The following is a 25,973-nucleotide window of genomic DNA, read 5'->3' on the forward strand; positions in this document are numbered from 1 at the left end:
TTTCACTTCTTAGCAATTAGATTTTCTTTATACTGTTTGAATGATAACTATATTACTGGTTTAAAAAACACCGCTCATTTATTTCTTATGCTCGTAATAAAATAAAGTGAAACTTTAATTAGTGGGGATTTTGTCCATCCCCGACTGATTATTAGTTGAATCAGTCGGGCTTTTACGAGCAGCCCCACCCTCACCTAACTTCTTTGCTTTAGCCGACTTTTGAGATGGGAGTCTTACTGCTCGTTAATAGCGAGATAAATGGAATGATTCATAACCAATACCACATTTAAACTCATAGAAAAGGGAGGTAATGGAATGTACCAAAGCAATTCAAACAATACATCTAAAGAATTCTCAAAAGCACTCCCTCTCTCCCTATTCGACGTGAAAAACGAGTTACAACAAAAAAGCGATCTCATCTCTTCTGTTACCATATATACATTAACGAAAGAAGAGCAACTTATCATCGATCAAATTAAAGCTCAGACAAAAGAACTAAATAAAAATAACGTCACAAGAACACGTGCATACTACCAATTTTACATTCAATATCCAGAAATACATTGGGCACTACTTGGGCATATCGTATCACGTAACGGTGGCTGGAATATGACAGATTTAAAGGGAGATTTATATACGAGGCTTTTATCCGAGAAAGATCAAATTACATTTTTCTCTTTTTTAGAAAGAGGAAATTGGCTCATTTTCCAAGATGTATATCCTCAATTTTTACTATATGAGCAAAGTGTAAAAAAATCAAAAAAGCTATTTCACCTTCTCACTCACTTAAATGTTTCTACATTTATGGAAACAATGTGGAACGATTTTTGGAAAACAGGTAACAAAAAAACATTAGCGATCGCAACTATTATTAATGAACAAAACTACTTAGAAAAAAGAGTTATTCAAAATGCACACTTTAAAAAGACTGTATTAAATAGTATTGGATTTAAACTCTTTGATTTTTTTCAGTTTAATCATATCCTTTTCCCATTTTACGAAAATGATAAAAAGCAAAAAGTATTACTATTTGGTGATACAATGAAACATTTCACTTCTTTGCATGAACGAATTTCACTTGGAAAACGGTTGTATTCATTGTTATTTCGGGATACACATATTTTATCTCAAATAATAAACTGGGTTCATCACCATCCACATACAGGCTCAAGAAAAGATTACTGGCCTCATTTATTTTCTAGTGTAAATGAATCCTTTTCACGTGAGTTTTATAAACGCCGAATAAAGAAATGCCAGTTACGTAGTGACGCGTATCGTATATACAGCCCTGCACTCATCTATGCATGGCGGGATATGAAACATGAAGAAGTTGAAAATGAAGATTGGTTTAACGATTGGCAAGTTGTAAATTATTTAGTTGATAAGGAGGAAAATATAAATGGAAAAATTACAGAAGACTACTGCAAAACACTCGAAAAAATTGAACTCGCAATTCTCGCAAAGAAAAATGTCCTCCTTCGAGAAGAAGAATGATTTTTTAGTATTATTAGTTACAGTCTTACTTTCTTCTATTATTGGAACTTGCTTAGATGCTTTCTTTGTGCATACACAAATATATTCCTTTCCAGTTAGACCTTTCTCATCTATATTTTCAGTTAACATAGGCTTTACGTTGTTTGTGCTACCAATTTTAACAATCATTTTCATACAAATTTCAAAAACATTATCTGCAGTTTCTAGAACTATATTTATTATTTTAATAGGGCTTTGTGCTAGTATTTTTGAACAAGTTGCTGAGAGGTTAGGTTTATTTGTACATAACGGGAATTGGCATCATGCTTATTCTTTATTTGGATATATCATTTTCTTTTCTCTTATTTGGAAATTATATACTTGGATGCAAAAATAAAGAGACCGTTATTATAACGGTCTCTCCTTAAGCATAATCTTCAGTCACTGCTACTGAACGACTTTGAAGGCTTTTTGATCGCAAACGATATGCAACTACTTTCTTCTTATATTGCTTTACTACATCAACGTGTTCCTCGTAGCTATATATAGAAAATCTAATCTCTCTTTTTCCTTTCTTCGTCTCCATGACTATCGGTGTACCATTCCCTTGCGGCGGAAAATAATGTTTATCTAAAAATAAAGCCTCGTTAAATTCATGAATAACTTGAAGTTTCATTTCTCCTTCTATACTTTCCCCATCTACCGTTACAGTAGTATTTTCCTCATCAAGTTTTTGGTGTAACTCAAATCTACTAATAATTGATTCTACAACAGAAGTTGGCATACTAGAAACTAGTACTTTAAGAGCACCAAAAATAAATAATGTAACTATAAACCATGTTGTCATTTTAATCATCTCCATTACGCTCTAAAATGAGTAGTGTTATGCTCCTTATTACGATTCATTAATTTTCAAAATAAAAATTTCACTCCATAAGGTACTAATATACTAATAAGTATCCCTGTTACAATCATTGTTACCGAACCGATAGTTGCCTCTTTCTCTCCTTCTTTCACTAGACGGCTCACACCAATAATATGTGATGCACAGCCCATCCCCACTCCTTTTCCAATCGTACTTGTTATTCGGAAAAACTTAAGTACTGTCGGTCCGATAATAGCACCTGTTATTCCTGCAACAACTACAAAACTAGAAGTCATAGATGGAATGCCACCAATTTGATCCGCTAATGAAATGGCAATAGGCATTGTCGCTAATTGTGGTAAAGTTGTTAATATAAGTTCCTTATCTATATTTAAAATTTCACCAATCACTACATTCATACTCGTTAAAGCCACTATACCTATCACTACGCCGATTAGTATCGCTAAAAAGTTTTTCATAAGTATCTCTCGCTCTTTAAATAGAGGTATGGCTAACGCTACAATTGCAGGACTCAAAAAACCTGAAAGAATGTCTCCCCCATTTTCCTTATACTCATGATGAGAAATACCAAATATCAAAAATAAGCAAATCATAATTGCTGTAACTGTTAATACCGGTAACGTAAATGGAAACGTAAATTTTTTATATAACTTTGTCGCCAATAAATAAATTACTACAGTAATAATAATTAAGACCATTTGAATCGTGCACCTTGTCGATTTTATTTTTTTGATGTTACTAATAATTGACTTACATACCCTGAAACAATCAATGTTACTACCGTACTTGCAACTACTAAAAGGAATATAACACTCCCCTTACTTAAAAGAAAAGATCCATATTCCATTAATCCTGTTGTCGAAGGAATTAGAAATAACGGCAAAAATACTATTAACTTTTCTGCCCCTACCTCAAACCACTTTAATGGAAAAATACGAGTAGAAAGGAGTAGAAACAATATTAACATCCCTATTAAACTTCCTGGCATCGACAGATGGAATACTCCTTGAATCCACGTACCAGCTAAGCTAAACACATATAGCACGCCTACTTGAAGTAAAAGCGTCACGTACTTCATTTCTTTCCCTCATTTCCATATTACGCTTCACTATTATGAAATCTCATTTAATGTTTCCGCAAACCTTGTAACTCCAAGCTGAATTTGTTCTACATTCGCTCTGCCAAAAGTAAATCGGACATATTCACTTTTCGAACCTAGGACGCTTCCTGGGACAAATGCTACACCATTTTGTATAGATTCACCTAGTAAATGATATTCATCAAACGTTCCTTGCACTTTGCACCATAAATGTATTCCGCCCTCAGGAACAAAAAATTCAATCTGATCCCCTAATATTTCTTCAAGCTTTCTAATTAACTCATCTCTTCTTTGTTTCAGTTGTCCACGAAGCAACGTAATATGCGTATGAAAATCCTCAGATTCTAAAAATTGGTTCGCTACCCACTGTGTAAATACACTATGACCGAAATCAACTTGCTGCTTCGCATCTGCCAATCTCTCAATTACGCGCGTGGGGCCAATTACCCAACCAATACGTAATCCTGATGCAACAATTTTTGATAATGAGCTCACATAAAGAACATTCCCATTTTGATCCATCGATTTCAATGTTGGATTCACTTCTCCATTAAAAGAAGTCAAACTATACGGATCATCTTCTACAATCGGTATACCAAATTCAGAAGATAGTTCTAAAACCTTTTTACGTCTTGCCAATGAAAGTACCGTTCCAGTTGGATTTTGATAATCCGGATTTAAAAACACCATACGAATGCGATGCTTTTTGTGCAAATCGATTAAGTCATCTGGATTCATACCATGCTGATCAACTGGTAAACGGAATATTTTTAAACCTGCTGATTTAAACATCGGAAGTGAATAACAATAGGAGGGATCCTCAATTGCAATCGCATCTCCAGGCTTTAACAAACATTGAACGATAAGATTAAGTGCTTGCTGAGCTCCAGATGTAATAAGAATAGAGCTTGAATCTGCTTCTATTTGTTTATATTGCTCGACATGTGCCGCAATGGTTTTTCGCAACATTTCATTTCCAAGCGGATGGTCATAACCGAGATTTCCCATAAATGTTTTCTCCGACAAAATTGTTCGAAATCTATCACTCGGAATTAAATCTGATGACAATTCACCACTCGCTAAATTGATTAAATCATCTTTTTGTGTTTCCGTTCGAATTTGTTGAACAAGTGGTACATTAGGTAAGAACGATCCATCCTCAACGTACCTACCCCAGTTCGGTATTCGTTTATGTGACACACCCCATATATCTGTATTCACCCGAGTGCCGCTTCCTTTTTTCCGTTCTACTACCCCAAGTGATTTCAATTCCTCATAAGCAGCTACGACCGTACTCCGGTTCACTTGTAAATTCTGTGCTAACATACGCTCGGAAGGTAATTTTCTATCAGAAGGGAATTCACCGGTAGAAATGCCTCTTTCAATGTAATCAGCAATTTGTTTATAAACTGGTATCTTATCTTCACGATTCGGTTGCCATTCCATTTAGTTCCCTCCTCTCCAAGCTGGTGCCCTGAACTCATTAATAACAGTATTCACTGCAAAAATGGTATTAATCAAGCGCATGATTTAAAAATGCCTCTACCGTCACATTAAAGCTAGTAGGCTGTTCTAAATAAGGCAAGTGCCCACTATTTTCCAACTCAACGAAGGTCACGTTTCTCAGGTGTTTTTCAAATTCTCTCACATACTTTTCCGGAACAAAATAATCATTCTCTCCTCGTATTATTAATGCAGGACATGCAATGTTAGAGAGGTATGGTCTTTGATCGTAATCAACTAATTCAGCGAATAGCCTTTGAATATGCGTCGGATGAATCGTTTGTAGGGATTGATGAAATCCTCGGACAATTGCATCATTATCTTCTACTCCCATTGCTCTCAATAACGTATCAGCCCAAGTTTTCCCTTTATCCTGCAAGCTAAGTAAATCATATACTTCAAGTCGTTCTTTACGATCTGCCGGTTCTAAATAGGGAAATGCATTTACAACAATTAAGCTAGAAACAAAACGTGGATATTGAATAGCAAAATCGATACCCACTCTAGCTCCTTTTGAAAGACCACAAATTGTTACTGATTTTAGCTTTAAATGATTACATAACTCATATAAAACATTTGAATATTCTTTAAAACTAATTTCCATCCCTTCGGATTTCCCATGCCCAGGTAAATCGAGTGAGATTACGGTCCATGTCTTCTTGAAGTATTTTCTTTGATATAACCAATTATTCGAATTTCCTCCAAGACCGTGTAAAAACAATATGACAGGACCCGATCCTTCTATATTGTAAAAAATCTTTCGATTCTTATATTCAAAATACATATTCATCACCTTCAGATGTAGCATCACATATTTTTATCTTTGAATGAATATATCCAAAACGGTTCTCTTTCTAACCACTCAACTGTGCCTGAAATACCGTCTTCATACTCCCTTTCCAGCTCATCCACTTTAGTTGTAAATTGTGATGCATGTGCTCGTAATGCTTCCAATTTTTTCGAAACATATTTTTTCACTTCATTTTTAAAATCTGGAGGTCCTATTTCGTCTTCATGATTTTTCGAAAAAGCTACAGCATAAAAGGCTGGTCGTTTACCTTCCGAAATATTAGCTAAGACCTCTACTACTGCTTCCCCTGTTGCATCGTGATCCGGATGAACTGCATACCCAGGATAGAAAGAAATAACTATAGAAGGATTCAATTCTTCAATACAGTTTTGAATCAAGCTTCTTAATTTTCCAGGCTCTTCAAATTCAAGAGTTTTATCACGATATCCCATCATACGTAAATCTTCAATCCCTAAAATATTTGTAGCTCGCTTTAACTCTTTCTCTCTAATTGTATATAAAGATTCACGAGTTGCAAAAGGTGGATTCCCCATCGCTCTCCCCATTTCACCAAGTGTTAAGCAAACATAGGTAAGAGGGACTTTCTGCTCCGTATAAGCCAAAATTGTGCCAGCCACACAATACGACTCATCATCTGGATGCGGGAAAACAACTAAAACATGGCGCTCATTTTTCATCAATGCATTAACTCCTTCATCATATACACACTCTATAAAATAACGACCGCATACCAAGTAACTCCCACAAGAAGCCCTAAAAGAAGAATGATATAGATAGCAGATAAGTTTTTTACATTCCTCTTTGTAGACTTACCGTAATTCTCTTCTACATTTCGTGCGACTAGTACGGTCCCAAATAGTGATACAACTACAATAATAACAACTAGTGAAATCGCAAAACTCATTGTCTTCCACCTCTCTAAGGCCAGTCTATTTTAAAGCATGAATAAAATACTACCTTTCTTCTCTTATCATAATAGAAGTTTGTAAAAAACGGACCAACCACTTTTGTGTTTTTTTGCTCATCCACTTTAAAAATAAAAAGCAACTGCTCACTTAGGACCAGTTGCTTTTTTACAAGGCTACTTATATTCATTTTCAATTAAAATTAATTCGATTTAAAAGTTTGGTCTTTTCATAATGAAACATTGATTGAGATAGCTCGAAAATTGTTCCATTTACAAGATAAACTGTATTTTCAATAAGAAGCGCTGGATCACCTTCATTTAGTTCTAAAAGCTTTGCATTTTCTTTATTTATTTTTTCACAACTAATAACTTTATCGGCAAAGCCAATATTTAATCGTAAATCCTCAATGAAATAACTGTATACAGAACTTAATGCTATTTCTTCATTCAAATAAGGAATGATATCTTTTTTGAAATAACTTACTTCAATAGAGAATGGTTTCCCATCTACAATTCTTACGCGCTTCAAGAAATATAACCTAGTTCCAATCTCGCATTGCATCCGTTCTACTATCTCTTCATTTGCCTCTATTACTTCAATCTCTAGCACTTTCGTTTCAATATTTTGTGAAACGAGATTTTTCGTTAATCCACGTAAACTTCCTAAATTAATGTAATCTGTTACAGAAGTTTCACGTAAAAACATACCACTACCTTGCACTTGAAAAATATAACCTCTATTCACAAGCTGACTAATTACTTTACGTATCGTATTACGGCTTACTTCAAATCGATTCATCAACGCTTCTTCTGTAGGTAATTTTTTCGTTTCATTAAAAAGCCCATCTCGAATGTTTTGCTCTAACACATCTGCAATTTGTTTATACTTTGCACTCATACACTTTCTCCTAAAATACTCTTTTATCTGTTATAACTCTTCTCCTCTCGTTTCGATCACATGTTTATACCAATGAAACGAAAGTTTCTTCTTACGTTTTAAGTTATCATTATGATCGACAAAAATAAAGCCATATTGCTTTTTATATCCATTTAACCAACTTAACAAATCAATAACTGACCATGCATAATAACCTTTTAAATTAATTCCCTCTTGAATTGCACGCTTCATTACTTTTAAATGCTCTTCAATAAATTTAATTCGCGGAACATCTACAATTTCTCCGTCAATGATTGGATCTTCATCACCAAGTCCATTTTCCGTTACATACATCTTTATGTCACCGTAACGCGCTTTCAACATATGCAATCCATCTAAGAAGCCTTCGGGAGATATTTCCCAACCCCATTTGGTATATGTTTTATCATCCATTTTTACTGTTCGATAAAAACCATCAAAAGAAGGATTACCTGGAGCAAGTGTTGAGTTTTCTCGAGAATGCTCCTCGCTCTTTATATCCATATCATATCTTTCTACTCGTATTGGCTGATAATAATTCAAGCCAATAAAATCATTTTTTTCGGCATTCTGTTTAATGATTTCTAATTCTTCAACCGTCCAATTAGGAGTCCACCCATTTTCCTTTAATTGTTGTACAACATAAGACGGATACTCACCTTTTAAAACTGGATCGTAGTACCAATACGTTTCACATTCATTCGCATGATTTGCTGCTAGTATATTTTCTTTTTGATCATCCACACTATAAGCAGGTAAGAAAACATGTGTAATCCCTATCTCCCCATACTGTTTCAGCTGCTTGTACACCGCAACTGTTTTCGCATGCGCATAAAATACATAATGAGTCGCTTGAAAATACTTTGGAACATCATTTTGTATTCCTGGTGGATGTGCACCTTTTAAATAGCCTAATCCACAAAACATTACTGTTTCATTAAAAGTAATCCAATGTTTCACTCTATCACCAAATGCCTTAAAGCAAATTTCTGCATACTTTACAAAAGCCTCTGCTGTTCGTTTATTCGTCCACCCACCATCTTTTTCTAACGGTAATGGTAGATCCCAATGATATAAAGTGGCAAACGGTACAATCCCGTACTTTAAACATTCATCAATTAAATTGTTATAAAATTCAATTCCTTTTTCATTTACCTCTCCATCTCCAGTCGGCAATATTCTCGCCCAAGAAATCGAAAAACGATACGATTCCAATCCCATCTCAGCCATTAAACGAACATCTTCCTTATATCGATGATAATGATCAACCGCTATATCACCATTTGTTCCATCGTATGTTTTGCCAGGAATTTTTGAAAACTCATCCCAATTCGTAACACCTTTTCCATCCTCATTCCATGCACCTTCTACTTGATAAGAAGCTGAAGCAGCCCCGAATAAAAAATCATGTGGAAACTTCATAATATATACCTCCGTTTCATTACAATAAATCAAATTCATTACTACATGTAAAATTTATAGGTACAAATTTTATATGTAGTAATTATAGCTTAAGTTTCGATTTTTTTCTATCATGAACGTACGATATGTAAAGCTATATTTGATGTTAATTTTTAGAAAACAAAAAAGAAGCGATGTATTTCATCGCTTCTTACTATGACAATCTTTACTCTTTTACAAGTGACTTATTCGCTCTTATAACTTCTTGATAAAGTATTGGGGACCATTTTTCATTTATATAATCTTGAATTACCCAGCCCACTCTCGTAGGATTCTTTTGCTTCATATAGTTTGCAATTTCAGGATTTATGTAGGACGCATAATAATATGGACTATTCCATGCTGTACCACCAGAAGACAAGCTTGTAAAATTAATATATAGATGATTACAATCTTCACTGTTGTTAATCGTTTCATTTATCGTATCTTTAATAGATTTTACTTTCTCATCATAACTCACTTTATATTTATCTTGTACTGTTACATTTACATTTTGATTTACAGTTGTCGTAAACGTCTCATTATCTGGCCAATAAAAACTATTATATCCTCCAGATTCATTACTACCACTGTATCTTTTTAGTAGCACAATTTTTCCTCGAGCATCTCCAAGTCTTATATTCCCTTCTGTTTTTAAAAAGATAGGATCAGGAAAATATTTTTTTTCAAACGTACTACTAAATGAATCTTCTGCCCCTTTCATATCCTCATACTCTTTTTTTAAAGACATAATAATCGTTTCACTTGGATTATCTTTTAAAAATTGTTTCGCTTCATTTATAAATTCATGCAATGTTACATAAAGATATAATGGCCCATGATGAAGAACTATCGTATTATCATCTGTTAAACGCCCTCTAATATCAAAAATTCTAGCTCCGTGATCCATTTGGTAACGAAAATTATATTCTTGCGTCATTCCCCATACTTGCTTTATCGGATTTTGCAACTTGAACGTTCCACTATCATGTGTTCCTGGAATTGAAATTCGTGCTAACGGTACGTTATCGGGTATAGGTCGCATCCATTTTGACCAGTTTTCAAGCCCATTACCAGCGCTAGCAGCAACTGCTTGCTTATCATTGAAAGCAAATACAAATGTGCTAAGTATAGTACTACATATGAATAATTTCAAAATAAACTTCTTATTGCTCATTTTTATCCCTCTCTTTTTCTGTTTTATATCAAACTTATTGAATATAGTATAAGCTACTTAATAAATAATGTTTCATAAATATGGAATATTGCATAGAAGTAAAATTTAAAAACATCCACATATTCTCATCTCAATGCATTAAAAAAATTTAATATCCCTTTTCACTAGATAAATTATAGTAAGCAACAACTCGAACTTCAATGGGCTTTCATATGCAATATTTCATATTTGGGTCCTACATGATATAAATAAAAAACTTATAATGATTATTTATTCTATACGTGCTAATATACTTATATTAAAATATAAATACATATCTTATATACTCTGAACTACATTACTCAACAGTTAAAACTTAATTTTTATTGGGAGGATTTACAATGAAATTATTAAAAATAAAACATATAATTCCTTTATCTGCGGCAGCAATTACATTCGTATGTAATCAAGGTGTAGCTGAGGCTTCCACCATTCATACAGTAAAAAAGAATGATACACTTTGGGGTATCAGTAAACAATATGGAGTTTCAATACAATCTATTAAACAAGTAAATAATAAAGGAAAAGATCAAACTTTTATTGGTGAACAGTTACATATTCCAGGATCCATGAAATCAAATGAGGTCACTGTTCATCAAAACGACAAACCTAAGAACATCTCTGGACAAATTATTTATCAAGTACAGCCGGGAGATTCATTAGAAATTATAGCAAAGCGTTACAATGTTACCGTTCAATCTATAAAACAAATTAACAATACAGTCGGAAACAAGCTTTATACAGGACAACATTTAAAAATCAATTCAAGTATTTCAGAAAAAGAAAAAGACTTAATGGCACGCTTAGTTACTGCTGAGGCAGGTGGCGAATCATATAAAGGAAAAGTAGCGGTGGCGAAAGTTATCTTGAATCGTGTAAATGCAAATGGTTTTCCAAATACAATAACAGGTGTTATTTATGAACCTATTAAACGCGGATATGCATTTACTCCTGTTACCGATGGTAGAATTAATCAGCCTGCAAGCGCAGAAGCAAAAATGGCAGTAGAAGAGGCTATCTCTACAAATGGAATACATTCTGATTGGCTTTATTTTTATAATCCAAAAACTTCAACAAACAAATGGATTACGACACGTCAAACAGTAGCGGTAATCGGTAACCACGTCTTCGCTAAATAAAACTATAATTCTCTTCAAATTTATGCACTTAACAACTATTTCCAATGATTAGCAGACCTCTTCACTTAAGCGGTCTGTTTTTTTATATGTAAGATTTTATTAATCATATGACATAGTGATCATTTAAAACTATTTCTTCTTTCAAATAAAAACATTTGTATTTACTCCACCACTCGGAGAAATTAGAAAAGTATCAAGTTCAAAAACTCCCTCTTTATTAATAAAAGCTATTTCTTAACTTCATAAAAGTGTTATACACTAAGAAAATAAAAAACAAACTATTCGTTAGCAGGTGAAAGAATATGTATGATGTTACAATTATCGGAGCTGGAGTAAGTAGCATTTTTATGGCTTATTCACTAGCTAAAAGTAATAAAAAGGTTTTAATTCTTGATAAAGGTAAAGCGCTAGAAGATCGCCATTGTCCTTTAGACCAAGGAAAAGTGTGTAATTGTACTACATGTGATAAATATTTCGGGTTTGGTGGTTTAGGAAAATCTGAAGGGAAATTTAATTATACAAACGGATTTGGCGGAGAACTTGAGCAAAAAGTCGGTAAAGAAGGCTTTTTACAACTTATGGCTGAAGTAGATGAGATTCTATGTCAATTCGGAGGAAATTCTGTTTCAAAATATTCTACAGAAAATCCAACTCTTAATAAGAGAGCTGAAACGTGTGGTTTACAAATGCTCACAACAGAAGTAAGGCATCTTGGCACTACACTTTCAAGTAACATTTTTCAGCAGCTCTATGAATTTTTACTTAACAAAATAGATATCCGATTTCATATAGATGTACAACATGTCGTTAAGCAGCAAGACCATTTTAAAATATCTACAAATCAAGGAACTGTCCATTCTAAGCAATTAGTATTTGCAACTGGGCGTTCTGGAACGGATTGGTTAAAAGAAATGTGCTCTTCCCTTGAAATTGCACAGGAACAAACCCGTATAGATTTAGGTATTAGGGTAGAGATGAAAGAACATCAATTACGTTCTATATTAAAAGATACATTTGAGACGAAACTTTCTTATCAGCATGAACATTTCACGGCTACTACTTACTGTATGAATCCAAAAGGACGCATTATTCGAAAGTATGAAGAAGGTTTAGTTATGCCTGACGGTCAAAATTTTCGAGAGCAAGGAACTGGTACTTCTAACTTAAATTTCACTTTATTTATCCCGCGCTATTTTCCAACTCTCAAAGAAGCAAATGTATACGCAAGTTCAATTATTAAAAGCATTAACCAAGGACGAGATCGGATTGTTATACAGCGTTTAGAGGACTTAATAAAGAAACAACCTACAGCCGAGAACAACATGAAACATAATCGTATACAGCCTACACTACACGGAGATTATGGAGACTTGAATAAAGAAATTCCTCCACTATATATTGAAGGACTCAAAAAATTTTTATTACGTTTAGAACAATTTATCCAAGAACCTATCGATAAAGATACTTTATTATATGGAATTGATGGAAAGTTCTATGCTCCTACAATAAAAATCAATAACCATTTTGAAACAAGTATGAATGGGCTATTTTTAATTGGAGATTGTTCAGGCGTCACTCATTCATTATCTCAAGCAGCTGCAAGTGGTCTGTATGTTGGAAAATATTTATCAGACATTTAAATACTCTAATTAAAGGGAAAAGGGAGCAACTAATTACTGTTGCTCCCTTTTCCCTATTACTTCTCTTATAACACATGATGTAATCTGCTATTAAAAAGAACGTACATATTATACAGATGTAAACAAAAAACAACTCCAAAATCAACTTTTATTGTATATTTTGGAGTTACTTTACGTTTATTCTATGATTGTTTCTAAAGGTAAATCTGTATAGGAATTATCCTCACCTATATTCAAGATTACTTCACATTGACGTAATCTCAATTCAAAGAGCGTTATAGGATCATGATAAACTTCAGGGTTTGATTTCATTTTATGCAGTTTATCTTGTTTTTCTTTTATTTCTAAATGAGTGTTTTTTACAGCTTGTTCCAACGAGCCAAATGGATTTCTAAAGAACATATTAATATCCCGCTCTTGTGTGTTTTCAAATAGCTCAAACTGCAAGAAAAATTTCTTCATAATAGAAGCCGTTACATCGGTATAATCTTCATTTTCTAAATACTGTTTGTATTTGTTATATAGCATAGCTTTATTTTTAGGAAGAACTCCAAATAATTTACCGGCACTTTTCAGTAAAAATTGTGCTGGCGTAAATCGGCGTAAAATATTTACTTCTTCCATTTGTATTCTAGTTGTCATTCTATCAGTATCTCTTCGCCAGTCATCAATTACTTTAAAGTCACATTCTAACTGTATTCGATTTTCTCCAAATAAAGAATTAAGTCCTTCACTGGTTTCTGCTAAGTACAATTGACTTTGAAGGAGCTCGTTATTAGAAGTCGCAATCCAATTTTGCATCGAGCGAGCAAGATTAGGTAATACAGTTTGTTCTAGATATTGTTGCACCCTTTCATTCATCGCTGTATTTAGTTCAATATCAATGTTCCCAAAATCACTTTCTTCACTAATTAAATCGGAACAACTCTGCAATAATTTCGGAATATGTTCTGTAAGATCATTAGTAATTTCGTTTTTCATTGTACGATATGTTTCTGTAATTAAATGAATTTTTTCCTTCTCAAAAGCAGTAAGGTTATTAATACAAGCATTTAGTTTAACTAACATATCTTCATTCCAATTAATAGAATCCACTAGATTATTTTCTCTCTCGACGCGTTTATCCAAAAGATATGTAATTGTTTTTCGAATGAAAAACAATAGCTTTTCAGTACGTTCTGCATCGATATTTTTATGGTTAAAGTTAAAATGAATAAACTCAGTTAAATCGTTTAGTTGTTTACTATTTGTATATAACGAAGAATAAGGGAAAACTCTTGCATTAGGGAAATATGTATTTATTCTCACTTGCGTATCTTGTATAACTCTTTTTGCTTCTGCTTCATTGTAAATGTTATCGATTTTATTTAATAAGAAATGAACTTGTAGATTTGGTGTATGTTCTTGGATACTTAATAGAATGTCACGTTCTTTGTCAGTAAAAGGTGAATCCGTATTCAATACGAATAATAATTCATCTACAGAGTTTAAATATTCAAACACCTCATCTCTCGCGTCATTGTTCCTATTAAAGCTAGGTGTAACAACGAATGTAAGTTTATTTTTACTTAAAAACCTGCATGGTAATTTAAATTCAACACACGCTCTATCTCTATATGTTTGACGATGCACTGCCATCATGTTATGGAAATCAGAGAAATTCTCAGTTGTTGTAATTTCCGAATCTGTTATAGCGTTAATTTCTGTATAAGCGTCATTTTTAAAAACAACTACATTTGAGATTGAGTTTTCTAATATATTTTCTCCTAAAATAGAGTTAATAAATGAAGCTTTTCCGTTCCCTGAAGTTCCAGTTACTAATAGGCGATTTGTTCTTAAATCTGCAAGCTCACCAACTAACCAGCTAAATCGGTTACCCATTTCTAAATCATGTTCTTGTGCCCAGTGTGTAATAGATTCAAAAAGATGTAAACTATACTCTAAGCCATTCACATGATTAATAGAATATGACAGTAGGTCTTCTGCATCTTTTATATCCGCTGAATCTATTTTAGAAGGAAAAATCTCATCCCATGCCAATACTGCTGCAGATGGAAATACAGCATGAGAGGGATTAACTACCTTTAACCAATTTGTTAACAGGTTTGGAATGATATCGTGTAATTGTCTAAGCATATATTGACCTTGAATTAATTCAAAGTATGTTTCTTCGTAAAGAGAAGAAATTTCGTCCCATATATCGGACGAATGTATTTCGATATGTATGAAAAATTCATTTATTGTGTTGAGCCATAATAAGTAATTTTGTTCATCTTTATAGCTGTGCCAAAGTGATGAAACAATTTGCGTAAATTGTACTTGATCTACATTATTTAATGTAACTAATACTTTATAAAAATAGTCTGGTGAAATATTTTTAGTAAATCCTTTATCGATATATTCTTTTAGAACCTCAAACCACGGATAAGATTCTGTTCGAATTAACTCGTTCACAGCAAGCTCTACTGCACTATCAAAATCTTGCTGTTCTTCATAAAAGGAACGTGCAATTGTTGTGACGCTTGGATAATCGGGATTTAAAGAAACCGCTTCTTTTATAACAGCGAAAGCTGAATCAAAATTATTTTGCTCGATGTAAAGAGACAGTAATTGCAGTACAATTTCGGTCATAAGTATTTTGTTATCAGTAGTAATGGAAGTATACACATTTTCAGCAACTGATAATTGGTTAAGTTCGAAGTAAGCATCCGCAATATTTTTTTGTGCCCATGGTGCTAGTTCATTACTAACTTTCTCCCATTTAAAAATAGCTGCTTCAAAATCTTGATGGTGATAATAAAATTCACCTTGTGCAAAACGAATATAAGATCCATCAGAAATCTCATTTTTTTCTTCGTTTACATAAGCTTCTCCAAGTACTTGAAGAGGTGGGTGTGTTTCATTCTCCATTAGGAATGTTTCATAATACATCTTTTTTATTAATTGTTTTTCTAATCTCATCTTTTCCCCCACTATATCTCGAAAATACATTTTTGAGATATGTCAATACTTTTTTGTATGTATGCTTTTTATCTTAACAAAGAATTCCTTTTAGAAAATTTCATTTTCCTTTCATTTTTCAAGTAAGATTGAATTTTTATGAGAAAAGTTTCAGTTTTTTTTCAATTCCCTTTCAGTTGTGAAACAACATTAAATGTTCCTAATAACCTAATAACACTATAATATTCCACATTATATTATCAGGAAAACTATATATATATTATATTATAAAAACAATCTATAACGAATATATATGCAAGATTCCCTTCGCTAATAAATAAAAGAAATCATTATAATATATTTCTCACATTGTTTTCCTTTGAAATATTTCAGTAGTTACGTAATTAAATTCCATTAACCTATATAAATAACTAGTCCAAAAAAAATCTATATGCATATCATGTTATAGTAAAGAATCCAGGAAATCCTAAAAAGGAGGCATTTTCATGTTTGAAGATAAATCTAAAATAAATTACCCATATGAATTTACTGAAACTACAACAGTCCCTCTAAAAAACCCCATCAATAAAACTTTCAAAAACGGCTCTGGTACACATAACTTCCCAATTAAAAAGCATTATAAAGAGCAGGTTTTATATACTGAAAAAATTAATAATAATAAAAATAAATAACCGCATAAATCCTTGTAACAATGTGCCAAATAAGAATCTATATTAGACCTTGCATAGTTATGCTTTTATTAATGTATAAATCTTTCTTATACAACTCATGTACTTTTAAAAAGTGCTGATATACAGCGCTTTTTTATACATAGATAATGGAAGAACTTGAATTATAAATATAAGGTATGGATTTTTTCCATACCTTTTTTGTTCTTTGCTATTTATAAATGGAGTACGCTCATGTTTACTTTGCATAATAGCACTTTAATGGCCCTTCTAGAAGTCGTTGTATTGAATTTATATAATACCTTGAATATTTTGCGTCTATTTTTTCTTAAGGGATATTTATTCGGGTTACTTATTAGATTATCAATTATATCCCTTCCGATTCCTACTTTTTATAGGTCATTATTGCTCTATTATATATATTTAAAAATTTACTAAGCGTTGTTTCAAAGCTACTTAGTTTTCATAAAATATTTTTTGTTTTCGTTGGAACGAATAGGCTTTAATCTCATCTGTATCTAAATTTTCATGAAATAAATGAATGGCTATAATTTGTCTACAATCGTAGGTATGGTAATAATATGTTCCGGACTCCATACACATTACGCTTGTATATATGGTATTATCTAATGTACCTTCTTCTGTTATTACTCCACCTTTAGGAACCTCGCAATTTGATAAGATATGAAAAAGGGCCGATACTCCCTCTTCTTCGCTATCTATATCTTGAATATTTTGTTTGCCATATGCTGCCCGCACAAACCTTGATGGCGGGGTGAAATCCCCAGGAAGTCCCATTGAGCCTGAGCCTTGCCCAAAAGCACTTAATGGTAAATCACTCCACTCTGTTGGCGCGAATGGCTGCGCTTTAAGGCCAATATATTGTCTTAAATTTTGTAAATGCCAATTAAACTCCGGACTATTAGTCATCACTCCTAGTGGGTTGTCATACATTTTTAATCCTTCATTTGTCGGCTCCAGTACAATACAATCTCCCCATTTATCCGCTAAAATCCAATGTAGTGGTGGCGTAAGTCCTAAATCCGGTAATGGTATATCCAAAAAGGTAATGCTATCTACAGACTTCTTTAACTCTTTGACAGAATTGAATTGTGTAAGACTCCAAGTCACAAAATCAAATGGAGCCAAATTCGTTTTGTTATCATCTATACTTTTACTATAAGTAGCGAATCCTGGAAAATAGAGTGTTGCACATGTCATACCTGCTTCATTTACTCCGTCCGCCATAATGACCCTTCCTTGATGATTAATCCCCATTCCGACCGTAGCATGTTTCGTATTAATGATTTCACCAGTTATATTATTCCACTGGTAATGTCGAGGAATGATTATTACTTCTTGATTCAAATCTAATGTGAAATCCATCGTTCTTGCAAAAAGATGCTGACCGTTTTTTGTCTGTAATGTCAAACTAGTACACATAAAGAACACCCCATTTTATGGTTTTATATACACTTTACATAATTCTGATAAATCTGTAAATTAAAAACCCTTTCCTTACAAAAAAATGGGAAAGCACATATAAATTACAAATAGGTTATTTCTAGTTTATAAATGAATTTAAAAAAAGGAGCGACTTGTTACTATCGCTCCTTTTTATTTCTCTCTATATTTTATTAAAATAACTAGGAACCATTTTTTCTCTATGGACAGTATACCTACATAACCCTCTTAAACATCTTCTCCAACTCATAAGTAGAATGATGCACCAGAATCGGTCTTCCATGCGGACATGTATATGGGTTTGTTGTTGTACGAAGTTCTTCAAGTAAAGCGAATATTTGATCGTTCGTTAAATATTGATTTGCCTTAATCGATGCTTTACAGCTCATCATAATAGCTGCTTCTTCACGTAATTTTTTAATATCAACTTTTTTTAGTTTGACGACTTGCTCCATCATCTCATCAATGATTTCTGTTTCTTGTCCTTTCGGGAACCACGTTGGATGCGAACGAACGATAAAGGATTGATGGCCAAACTGCTCTAAAAATAGTCCGACTTTTTTTAGTTCTTCTAACTGCTCTTCGACACGTAAAAATTCGGTAAGAGATAAATCGATGCGGTACGGTACAAGTAATTCTTGTACTTCTTGCGTAACTCGTCCCACTTTATCACGGAAATATTCATAATTGATGCGCTCCTGCGCAGCATGCTGATCAATCATATATAGCCCGTTATCATTTTGAGCGAAAATATATGTTCCGTGCATCTGTCCAATTGGATAAAGCGGCGGTAAGTCATTACCGTTCATTTCAATCTCTTCTATCTCCCCGACTTCTTCTTCCAATTCCTCTAATTCAAAATCGTCATCGTTGCTAGTCCATTCCTTTTCCTCCCGAACCGTTTCCGGCTTAGAGGATGGCTGCCAGCTTTGCTCTTCTCTTACGAGTGACTGTGGTGGTTGCCATTCTTGCTTCGGCGGTTGCCACAGTTGTGCTGGTTGTTTTACAGTCGTTGTTTCTTCTTGTTTCTCATCCATTCCTGTTGGTAAAACGATGTTAGGCATAGATGATTCTCTCGGTTTTGTATGCTCAAACTTAAACTGTTCTTGCACACTTTCATCTTTTTCTTTTTTCTTCGTTGTTACACCAGCATCTGGAATGAGTTGTATTTTTTTGAATGCAGCTTGCAATGTTTCTTCGATAAGCTTTAGCAATTCTTGTTCTTTACTAAAGCGTACTTCTAATTTTGCTGGATGTACGTTGACATCAACAAGCATTGGATCCATTTCAATTGATAAGAAGCCGATTGGGTATCTTCCGATTGGCAATAACGTATGATATCCTTGCTGAATTGCTTTCATTAATACGAAATTTCGAACGTAACGGCCATTTACAATCGTTGACATATAGTTACGCGACGCTCTCGTTACTTCTGGTAATGTTACATAACCTTTAATTGTAAAGTCTAGAGACTCAGCTTCAATCGGAATAAGCTTCTTCGCAACTTGAATGCTGTAAATCGATGCAAGTACTTGTCTTACATCACCGTTTCCTGATGTATGAAGCAATTTCTTTTCATTATGAAACAGTTTTAACGATACTTCTGGATGTGACATTGCAATACGATACACGATATCTGTAATGTTCCCAAGCTCTGTATGAATCGTTTTCATATATTTAAGGCGCGCTGGTGTATTAAAAAATAAGTTTTGTACAGTAATATCTGTTCCTTTTCGGCTTGCCGTTTTCTCTTGTTTTATAATGTCTCCACCTTTAATACTAAGGTGTGTACCAGGCGCATCACCTGTGCTCGTAATTAACTCTAATTCACTCACTGAGGCAATACTCGGCAGGGCCTCTCCGCGGAAACCGAGCGTTCTTATACGAAATAAATCATTTTCATCTTTAATTTTACTCGTTGCGTGTCGTTCAAATGCAACGATACAATCTTCTTCAGCAATACCATCTCCATTATCGATGATGCGAATCTTCGATAATCCAGCTTCTTCTAAGTGGATTTCAATAGATGTACTATTCGCATCGATGGAATTTTCCACGAGTTCTTTTACAACTGAGGCAGGGCGCTCTACTACTTCCCCTGCCGCAATTAAGTTAGAGAGTTGATCATCGAGTTTGCGAATTTTCCCCATCTACTTACTCATCCTTTCTTTAACTTTTTCTGTAAACGATACAGTTCATTCATCGCTTCTAAAGGCGTCATATCGAGTAAATCAATCTTTTTAATTTGTGCAAGTACTGCCGTTTCTTTTGCATCTAGAACTGACTTGTCTTGTTTTTTCGAAGACTGTTCTCCACCAAAGAATGATAATTGCGATTCTTCCTCAGTCTCTACTTTCGTCTCTTGTATTTCTGCTGGTTCTTCTTTTACAACAACTGGTTCTGGAGCGACTTCTGGCACTTTCACTTCTACTCGTTTCGGAATAACAATTTCTTCCTGTCCTTCTAGTTGTGCTAACACTTCTTTCGCGCGAGCGATTAAGCTCTCTGGAAGCTCGGCAAGTTGAGCAACGTGAATTCCGTAACTTTTATCAGCCGCTCCATCTTGAATTTTATGAAGGAAAACTACTTTTCCATTCTCTTCAATTGCTGAAACATGTACATTCTTTAGTTGGTCTAAACTTTCTTCTAACACTGTTAATTCATGATAATGTGTAGAGAATAATGTTTTCGCACCAATTTGGTCATGAATATGTTCAATGATTGCTTGCGCAAGTGCCATACCATCATACGTAGATGTACCGCGTCCAATTTCATCGAATAAAATTAAACTTCTCTCTGATGCATTTGCAATTGCATTTTTCGCTTCTAACATTTCAACCATAAATGTACTTTGACCTGAGATTAAATCATCCGCTGCACCAATTCTCGTAAAGATTTGATCGAAGACAGGTAATACTGCTTCTGTCGCTGGTACAAAACAACCAATTTGTGACATAACAGTAACAAGTGCTAATTGTCTCATATACGTACTTTTACCAGACATGTTCGGTCCTGTAATTAAAAAGACATCCATCTTCTCCGGCATAATACAATCATTCGGTACATACAATTTCCCGTTCAATACTTTTTCAACGACAGGATGACGACCATCTTTAATAAAGATTTCGCGCTTATTTGTTAAAACAGGTTTTACAAACTGCTCTTCTTCACTAACTGTCGCAAAGCTTTGCAGTACGTCTAGTTCACTAATTACTTTCGCTAAATGCTGTAATTTCGGAATGAATACTTTTACTTCTTCGCGAAGTGCTGTAAATAAATCGTATTCTAATTGTACAATTTTCTCTTCTGCTTCTAAGATTAATGTTTCTTTTTCTTTTAGCTCATCTGTTATGAAACGCTCTGCATTTGCAAGTGTTTGTTTACGCTCATAGCGCCCTTCTGGAAGTGCTGCAAGATTAGCCTTCGTCACTTCAATATAGTAGCCGAAAATACGGTTGTACCCAATTTTTAATGATTTAACCCCTGTAATATCACGCTCTCGTTTTTCAAGCTCAGCAATCCACGTTTTTCCGTTTTTACTAACGTAACGATATTGATCAAGCTTATCATTATAGCCATCTTTAATAATATCTCCATCTTTAATAGAAAGCGGTGGGTTTTCTTGAATACTTCTTCCTAGTAATTCAGTTAAGCTCTCACATGGATCTGCACCTTGAATTAACCTTGCTGCATAAGCATTATCTAAAAGACTAATCGCTTCTAAAATAGCTGGTACTTGCAGTAAAGAACGTCTTAATTGTAATAAGTCCCGTGCATTTACATTACCAAATGCAACTTTCCCTGCTAAACGCTCTAAATCATATACTTCTTTTAACTTTTCTTTTAAATCTTCACGTAAGAAGTAATCATTTACAAACGTTTCAACCATTTCTAAACGCTCTTCAACTTTTTCTTTCTGGATAAGCGGACGTTCCATCCACTGTTTTAACATACGCCCACCCATAGCCGTTTTTGTTTTGTCTAATAGCCATAATAATGAGCCTGTCTTTTCCTTCGTGCGAAGAGTCTCTGTTAACTCTAAATTACGTTTTGAATGCACATCAATTTTCATAAATTGATTCGTGTAATAAATTTCTACTGGTTGCAAGTGATCTAACGAACGTTTTTGTGTTCTTATCACATAGTTAAATAAGCGTCCAATTGCTTTAATTAATTTTGCTTGGGAAACACTTTTCACAAGATGTTCTAATCCTTCTGGAATAGTTGTTGCATCTTCATACGAAATCGTCATTTTTAATGTTTCAGTTAACTTATTTAATTCATCTTTTGAAAATGTAGAATCTACAACAATTTCTTTTGAACCAGTCGCATACACTTCTAATAAAATATCTTCTACTGAACCAGTTAATAACGTCACTGTATTTTGTCCAGTCGTTAAGTCATTACAAGCTAGCGCATAAGATCCATCTTCGAAATGTGTTAATGCTGCTAAGAAGTTATTCTCCTTCTCGTCTATTGTACGCCCTTCCATCATCGTTCCTGGCGTAATTAGTTGTACTACTTCACGACGTACTACACCTTTAGCTGTTTTTGGGTCTTCCACTTGCTCACAAACAGCTACTTTATATCCTTTTTCAACAAGTTGTTCAATATAATTTTTAGCTGCATGATGCGGTACACCACACATCGGTATACGTTCACTACTACCACCATCTCGGCTCGTTAATGTAATTTCAAGTTCATGAGCTGCTTTAACCGCATCTTCAAAGAACATTTCATAAAAATCACCTAATCGGAAAAATAAAAAGGCATCTTGATAGTCTGCCTTAACCTTTAAGTATTGCTGTATCATAGGCGTATATTGCGTCATGTCTTTCCTCCATAATTCTTACATAATAATCTATATTCATATATGTCACACTTCACGGACATCCATATCTCCTATTCCAGGAGTCTCTCCTCATTATAGCACATTTCATAAGGAATCATGTTCATGCAGAACCACTTATGTACTGTAAAAAGCTAGGAAGAACTTCTCCCTAGCTTTCTCTTACTCTTCTTCTGCATCGACGATAAAGTTCGGATCTAATTCTTCAAACTCATCATCATCGACTTGGAAATCCTCGTCTGATTCTACGCAACCTTCAGGATTTACACTTACACAAATTTTCGTTTCCCCAACTACTTCTGTTACAAATTCACGTTCTACCGTCACAACAATTTTATTACCATTTGGCGATACAAGAGCTTCTAAACAATTTGGCGGCTGAATTACACGAGCGATAATTTCTAAATCGTCACCAGAGAAGTTTTTATCACGATACCCAATACTTACTTCATCATTGTAGTTAACACGTTCTGTTACAACTTCAGTCTTTGTGTTTCCATCAAATGAATACCAAGTGTTTACATCATAGAAACCTTCAATTTCCACATGTTTTCCATTCTTTCTCGCTTCGTACGAATGGTTAATTACCCAGCACCCTAAAATACTTGTTGGCTCATTATTCGATTCACATGTATGCGTTGACTTTGTATACTTACGTCCTTTTCCAACCACTGCTTTTGTAATAATCTCTCTAAATTCGGACATTCGTAACCCTCCTCAATCACTATTCACTTAATCATATGCGTGACAATAGCGGAATGTGTCATTCTTTTTTTTGAGAAGAATTTCCGATATAACCCACTAAAAAAAAGAGATGTCAATAAGACATCTCTTTAACAACCACAATTTCCTTTTTTACTTTCTACTGCTGCACCAGTTTCGCCCTTCAACACATCGCCGCCAGTTGAAACTAATATTTCATCTGTTACATTGTTAGAAATGGTACTAGCAACTAGCTGTAGTAAGTCATTTACATATGTTTGTGAAGATTTAAACTCCTGTACAACTGGGATATTATCTAACTTATCTTGAAGTGCATCAATTTCAGCTTCTACTTTTTTCAAAGCTTCCCATTTCCCATAATGTTGCAAGTTTACTGCTTGTTTTTGCAAAGCTTTTATTTCATCAATTGCTCGCTTTACATTTTCATTTTTATGAATTTGTGCTTCTGCTCGCTTAAAGAAATCGACTTCTTCTGTTTCAGAGATCATTTTTGCTAATTCTTTCGCTTGCTCAACAATTTCATCTTTCGTATATACTTTCATCTATTATTTCACCTCAATCGGCTCCTTAACCAATTCCCCGTTAAGAGACCAAGTTTTTGCTTCCGTTATTTTTACTTTCACAAGCTGACCAATTAAAGATTTTGAAGCAACAAAGTTTACAAGTTTATTCGTACGTGTATATCCCGCAAGTACTTCAGGATTATTCTTACTTTCTCCCTCAACTAATACTTCTACAATTTGACCTATATAACACTTATTCTTATTAACTGCATATTCATTCACTAGTGTATTTAAGCGTTGTAATCGCTCTTTCTTCACTTCCATCGGAACATTATCTTGCATTTTTGCAGCTGGTGTACCTTCACGCGGAGAATAAATAAATGTAAATGCCGTATCAAATCCTACTTCACGATATAACGACATCGTCTCTTCAAACTGCTCATCCGTTTCATTTGGGAAACCAACGATAATATCAGTCGTTAGCACTGCATTCGGAATTGTTTCTTTAATTTTTCGTACAAGCTCTAAATAGTGTTCTCGCGAATATTTACGCGCCATAATTTTAAGCATATCTGTACTACCAGATTGAACCGGTAAGTGGATATGTTCTACTAGGTTACCACCTTTTCCAAGAACATCAATTAAATGATTGTCAAAATCACGTGGATGACTTGTTGTAAAACGAATACGCGCGATATCGATTTTACGAAGTTCATCCATTAAATCGCCAAGACCATATTGTATATCTTCAAAGTCTTTACCGTATGCGTTTACGTTTTGTCCAAGTAACGTAATTTCTTTATAACCGTTCGCAGCTAAATGGCGAATTTCTTTAATAATATCTTCTGGACGTCTGCTGCGCTCTTTTCCGCGTGTATACGGTACAATACAATATGTACAAAACTTATCACAGCCATACATAATATTTACCCAAGCTTTAATATCACCACGACGTACTTTCGGAAGGTTTTCAATTACATCCCCTTCTTTTGACCAAACTTCAACTACCGTCTCTTTTGAGAACATTGCGTCCTTTAGAATATACGGTAATCTATGAATATTGTGTGTACCAAACACCATATCTACATGCTGATTTTTTTGCATAATTTTATTTACAACAGATTCCTCTTGAGACATACAACCACATACACCAATTATAAGATCCGGATTTCTTCGCTTTAATGATTTTAAATGACCAAGTTCACCGAACACTTTATTTTCAGCATTTTCACGAATTGCACAAGTATTTAATAAAATTACATCTGCCTCTTCAGTTGAAAAGGTTGGCTCATATCCAAGTGTTGTAAAAATCCCAGCCATTACTTCTGTATCATGCTCATTCATTTGACAGCCATATGTACGAATGTAAAACTTTCTTCCTGCGCCAAAATTGCGAAACTCTTCAGGTAGGCCAAAATCTCTTTCAATTTTAACTTCTTCTTTCCCACGCTTTTTCGCCAATTTCAAGGAAGGTGGTTGGTATACACTTTCAAAGTATTTACTATAATCTTTCTCTTCTTTTTTCGTAGAGGAATTTGCTTGTCGACTTGCTAATCGTTGTTGCTCGTTCATCGGTAATCTCCTTTCACCCTTAACTATACACACACTCTGTAGTCCATTTTAATGCGCTTAGACCCATCTCAATGATGTTAGATAGCATGAGAGATAACTTGCCCTTTGAAACTTGAGTAATCGATCTAATCATCCGTAAGAATGAAGTCTTCCCCACACAAATAGACATTCCCTTTTTTTTATTTCATCTTGTCCTACCCAAA

The 25,973-nt window shown here is 34.1% G+C and carries 22 protein-coding genes; 5 read left to right on the forward strand and 17 right to left on the reverse strand.

Annotated features, from left to right (window positions below; genetic code table 11):
- Positions 1-315 precede the first annotated feature (315 nt).
- Both NSQ69_RS18455 and NSQ69_RS18460 read left to right on the forward strand, forming a co-directional pair.
- Complete coding sequence (locus NSQ69_RS18455) at positions 316-1,494, forward strand: DUF2515 domain-containing protein (protein ID WP_063219195.1); 1,179 nt, start codon at positions 316-318, stop codon at positions 1,492-1,494.
- Positions 1,469-1,870: a CBO0543 family protein gene (locus NSQ69_RS18460; protein WP_078204507.1), complete on the forward strand. Its 402-nt coding sequence runs from the start codon at positions 1,469-1,471 to the stop codon at positions 1,868-1,870. The genes NSQ69_RS18455 and NSQ69_RS18460 overlap by 26 nt, the downstream gene beginning before the upstream one ends.
- 27 nt (positions 1,871-1,897) lie before the next feature.
- Here the strand turns inward: NSQ69_RS18460 and NSQ69_RS18465 are convergent, their stop codons facing one another.
- The 10 genes from NSQ69_RS18465 to NSQ69_RS18510 all read right to left on the reverse strand — a co-directional run bounded on the left by NSQ69_RS18465 (position 1,898) and on the right by NSQ69_RS18510 (position 10,212).
- Positions 1,898-2,320 carry a YfmQ family protein gene (locus NSQ69_RS18465; RefSeq protein WP_002088014.1) on the reverse strand — a complete coding sequence of 141 codons (423 nt, stop codon included), beginning with the start codon at positions 2,318-2,320 and terminating at the stop codon, positions 1,898-1,900.
- A gap of 65 nt (positions 2,321-2,385) precedes the next feature.
- Positions 2,386-3,057, reverse strand: coding sequence for an LrgB family protein (locus tag NSQ69_RS18470; RefSeq protein ID WP_078204506.1), 672 nt, complete (start codon positions 3,055-3,057; stop codon positions 2,386-2,388).
- A 23-nt stretch (positions 3,058-3,080) separates the two neighbouring features.
- Entirely contained in the window at positions 3,081-3,437 is a 357-nt protein-coding gene (locus NSQ69_RS18475) for a CidA/LrgA family holin-like protein (RefSeq protein ID WP_002014630.1), read from the reverse strand.
- A gap of 33 nt (positions 3,438-3,470) precedes the next feature.
- Positions 3,471-4,904, reverse strand: a complete 1,434-nt coding sequence (gene pdxR, locus NSQ69_RS18480) for a MocR-like pyridoxine biosynthesis transcription factor PdxR (RefSeq protein ID WP_002033714.1) — start codon at positions 4,902-4,904, stop codon at positions 3,471-3,473.
- 67 nt (positions 4,905-4,971) lie between these two features.
- The gene (locus NSQ69_RS18485; RefSeq protein WP_063219192.1) at positions 4,972-5,769 is read right to left on the reverse strand and encodes an alpha/beta fold hydrolase; all 798 of its coding nucleotides are present in this window, start codon (positions 5,767-5,769) and stop codon (positions 4,972-4,974) included.
- Positions 5,769-6,449: a bacillithiol biosynthesis deacetylase BshB2 gene (gene bshB2 / locus NSQ69_RS18490; protein ID WP_098168944.1), complete on the reverse strand. Its 681-nt coding sequence runs from the start codon at positions 6,447-6,449 to the stop codon at positions 5,769-5,771. The genes NSQ69_RS18485 and bshB2 overlap by 1 nt, the downstream gene beginning before the upstream one ends.
- 32 nt (positions 6,450-6,481) lie before the next feature.
- Positions 6,482-6,676, reverse strand: coding sequence for a hypothetical protein (locus tag NSQ69_RS18495; RefSeq protein WP_002014626.1), 195 nt, complete (start codon positions 6,674-6,676; stop codon positions 6,482-6,484).
- 193 nt (positions 6,677-6,869) lie between these two features.
- The gene (locus NSQ69_RS18500; RefSeq protein ID WP_002088023.1) at positions 6,870-7,577 is read right to left on the reverse strand and encodes a GntR family transcriptional regulator; all 708 of its coding nucleotides are present in this window, start codon (positions 7,575-7,577) and stop codon (positions 6,870-6,872) included.
- 30 nt (positions 7,578-7,607) lie between these two features.
- Positions 7,608-9,017: a glycoside hydrolase family 1 protein gene (locus NSQ69_RS18505; RefSeq protein WP_341099599.1), complete on the reverse strand. Its 1,410-nt coding sequence runs from the start codon at positions 9,015-9,017 to the stop codon at positions 7,608-7,610.
- Positions 9,018-9,222: 205 nt separating this feature from the next.
- Positions 9,223-10,212, reverse strand: coding sequence for a phosphatidylinositol-specific phospholipase C (locus tag NSQ69_RS18510; protein WP_098168947.1), 990 nt, complete (start codon positions 10,210-10,212; stop codon positions 9,223-9,225).
- 380 nt (positions 10,213-10,592) lie between these two features.
- On the opposite strand from NSQ69_RS18510, the gene NSQ69_RS18515 reads away from it, so the two are divergent.
- Both NSQ69_RS18515 and NSQ69_RS18520 read left to right on the forward strand, forming a co-directional pair.
- The gene (locus tag NSQ69_RS18515) at positions 10,593-11,390 is read left to right on the forward strand and encodes a cell wall hydrolase (RefSeq protein WP_341099600.1); all 798 of its coding nucleotides are present in this window, start codon (positions 10,593-10,595) and stop codon (positions 11,388-11,390) included.
- A gap of 302 nt (positions 11,391-11,692) precedes the next feature.
- On the forward strand, positions 11,693-13,030 hold the full coding sequence (locus NSQ69_RS18520) for an NAD(P)/FAD-dependent oxidoreductase (protein ID WP_341099601.1): 1,338 nt from the start codon (positions 11,693-11,695) through the stop codon (positions 13,028-13,030).
- 177 nt (positions 13,031-13,207) lie between these two features.
- On the opposite strand, the gene NSQ69_RS18525 is transcribed toward NSQ69_RS18520, so the two are convergent.
- On the reverse strand, positions 13,208-15,991 hold the full coding sequence (locus tag NSQ69_RS18525) for a dynamin family protein (protein WP_341099602.1): 2,784 nt from the start codon (positions 15,989-15,991) through the stop codon (positions 13,208-13,210).
- A 485-nt stretch (positions 15,992-16,476) separates the two neighbouring features.
- Between NSQ69_RS18525 and NSQ69_RS18530 the strand changes: the two genes are divergently transcribed.
- Complete coding sequence (locus NSQ69_RS18530; protein ID WP_000461142.1) at positions 16,477-16,662, forward strand: hypothetical protein; 186 nt, start codon at positions 16,477-16,479, stop codon at positions 16,660-16,662.
- Positions 16,663-17,115: 453 nt separating this feature from the next.
- Here NSQ69_RS18530 and NSQ69_RS18535 read toward each other — a convergent pair whose 3' ends face one another.
- The 6 genes from NSQ69_RS18535 to miaB all read right to left on the reverse strand — a co-directional run bounded on the left by NSQ69_RS18535 (position 17,116) and on the right by miaB (position 25,770).
- A complete protein-coding gene (locus tag NSQ69_RS18535; protein ID WP_002066769.1) occupies positions 17,116-18,102 on the reverse strand; it encodes a choloylglycine hydrolase family protein in 987 nt (328 codons plus the stop codon).
- Positions 18,103-18,338: 236 nt separating this feature from the next.
- Positions 18,339-20,273 carry a DNA mismatch repair endonuclease MutL gene (gene mutL, locus NSQ69_RS18540; protein ID WP_016100772.1) on the reverse strand — a complete coding sequence of 645 codons (1,935 nt, stop codon included), beginning with the start codon at positions 20,271-20,273 and terminating at the stop codon, positions 18,339-18,341.
- An 8-nt stretch (positions 20,274-20,281) separates the two neighbouring features.
- Entirely contained in the window at positions 20,282-22,954 is a 2,673-nt protein-coding gene (mutS, locus tag NSQ69_RS18545; protein WP_060751727.1) for a DNA mismatch repair protein MutS, read from the reverse strand.
- A gap of 180 nt (positions 22,955-23,134) precedes the next feature.
- Positions 23,135-23,677: an outer spore coat protein CotE gene (gene cotE, locus NSQ69_RS18550; protein ID WP_002014610.1), complete on the reverse strand. Its 543-nt coding sequence runs from the start codon at positions 23,675-23,677 to the stop codon at positions 23,135-23,137.
- 128 nt (positions 23,678-23,805) lie between these two features.
- Complete coding sequence (locus NSQ69_RS18555; RefSeq protein WP_002033698.1) at positions 23,806-24,237, reverse strand: RicAFT regulatory complex protein RicA family protein; 432 nt, start codon at positions 24,235-24,237, stop codon at positions 23,806-23,808.
- Positions 24,238-24,240: 3 nt separating this feature from the next.
- A complete protein-coding gene (gene miaB, locus NSQ69_RS18560; RefSeq protein ID WP_002128700.1) occupies positions 24,241-25,770 on the reverse strand; it encodes a tRNA (N6-isopentenyl adenosine(37)-C2)-methylthiotransferase MiaB in 1,530 nt (509 codons plus the stop codon).
- Positions 25,771-25,973: the final 203 nt, after the last annotated feature.

It is taken from the genome of Bacillus sp. FSL R10-2201, assembly GCF_038008665.1.
In the GTDB taxonomy this organism is placed as follows: Bacteria; Bacillota; Bacilli; order Bacillales; family Bacillaceae_G; genus Bacillus_A; species Bacillus_A mycoides.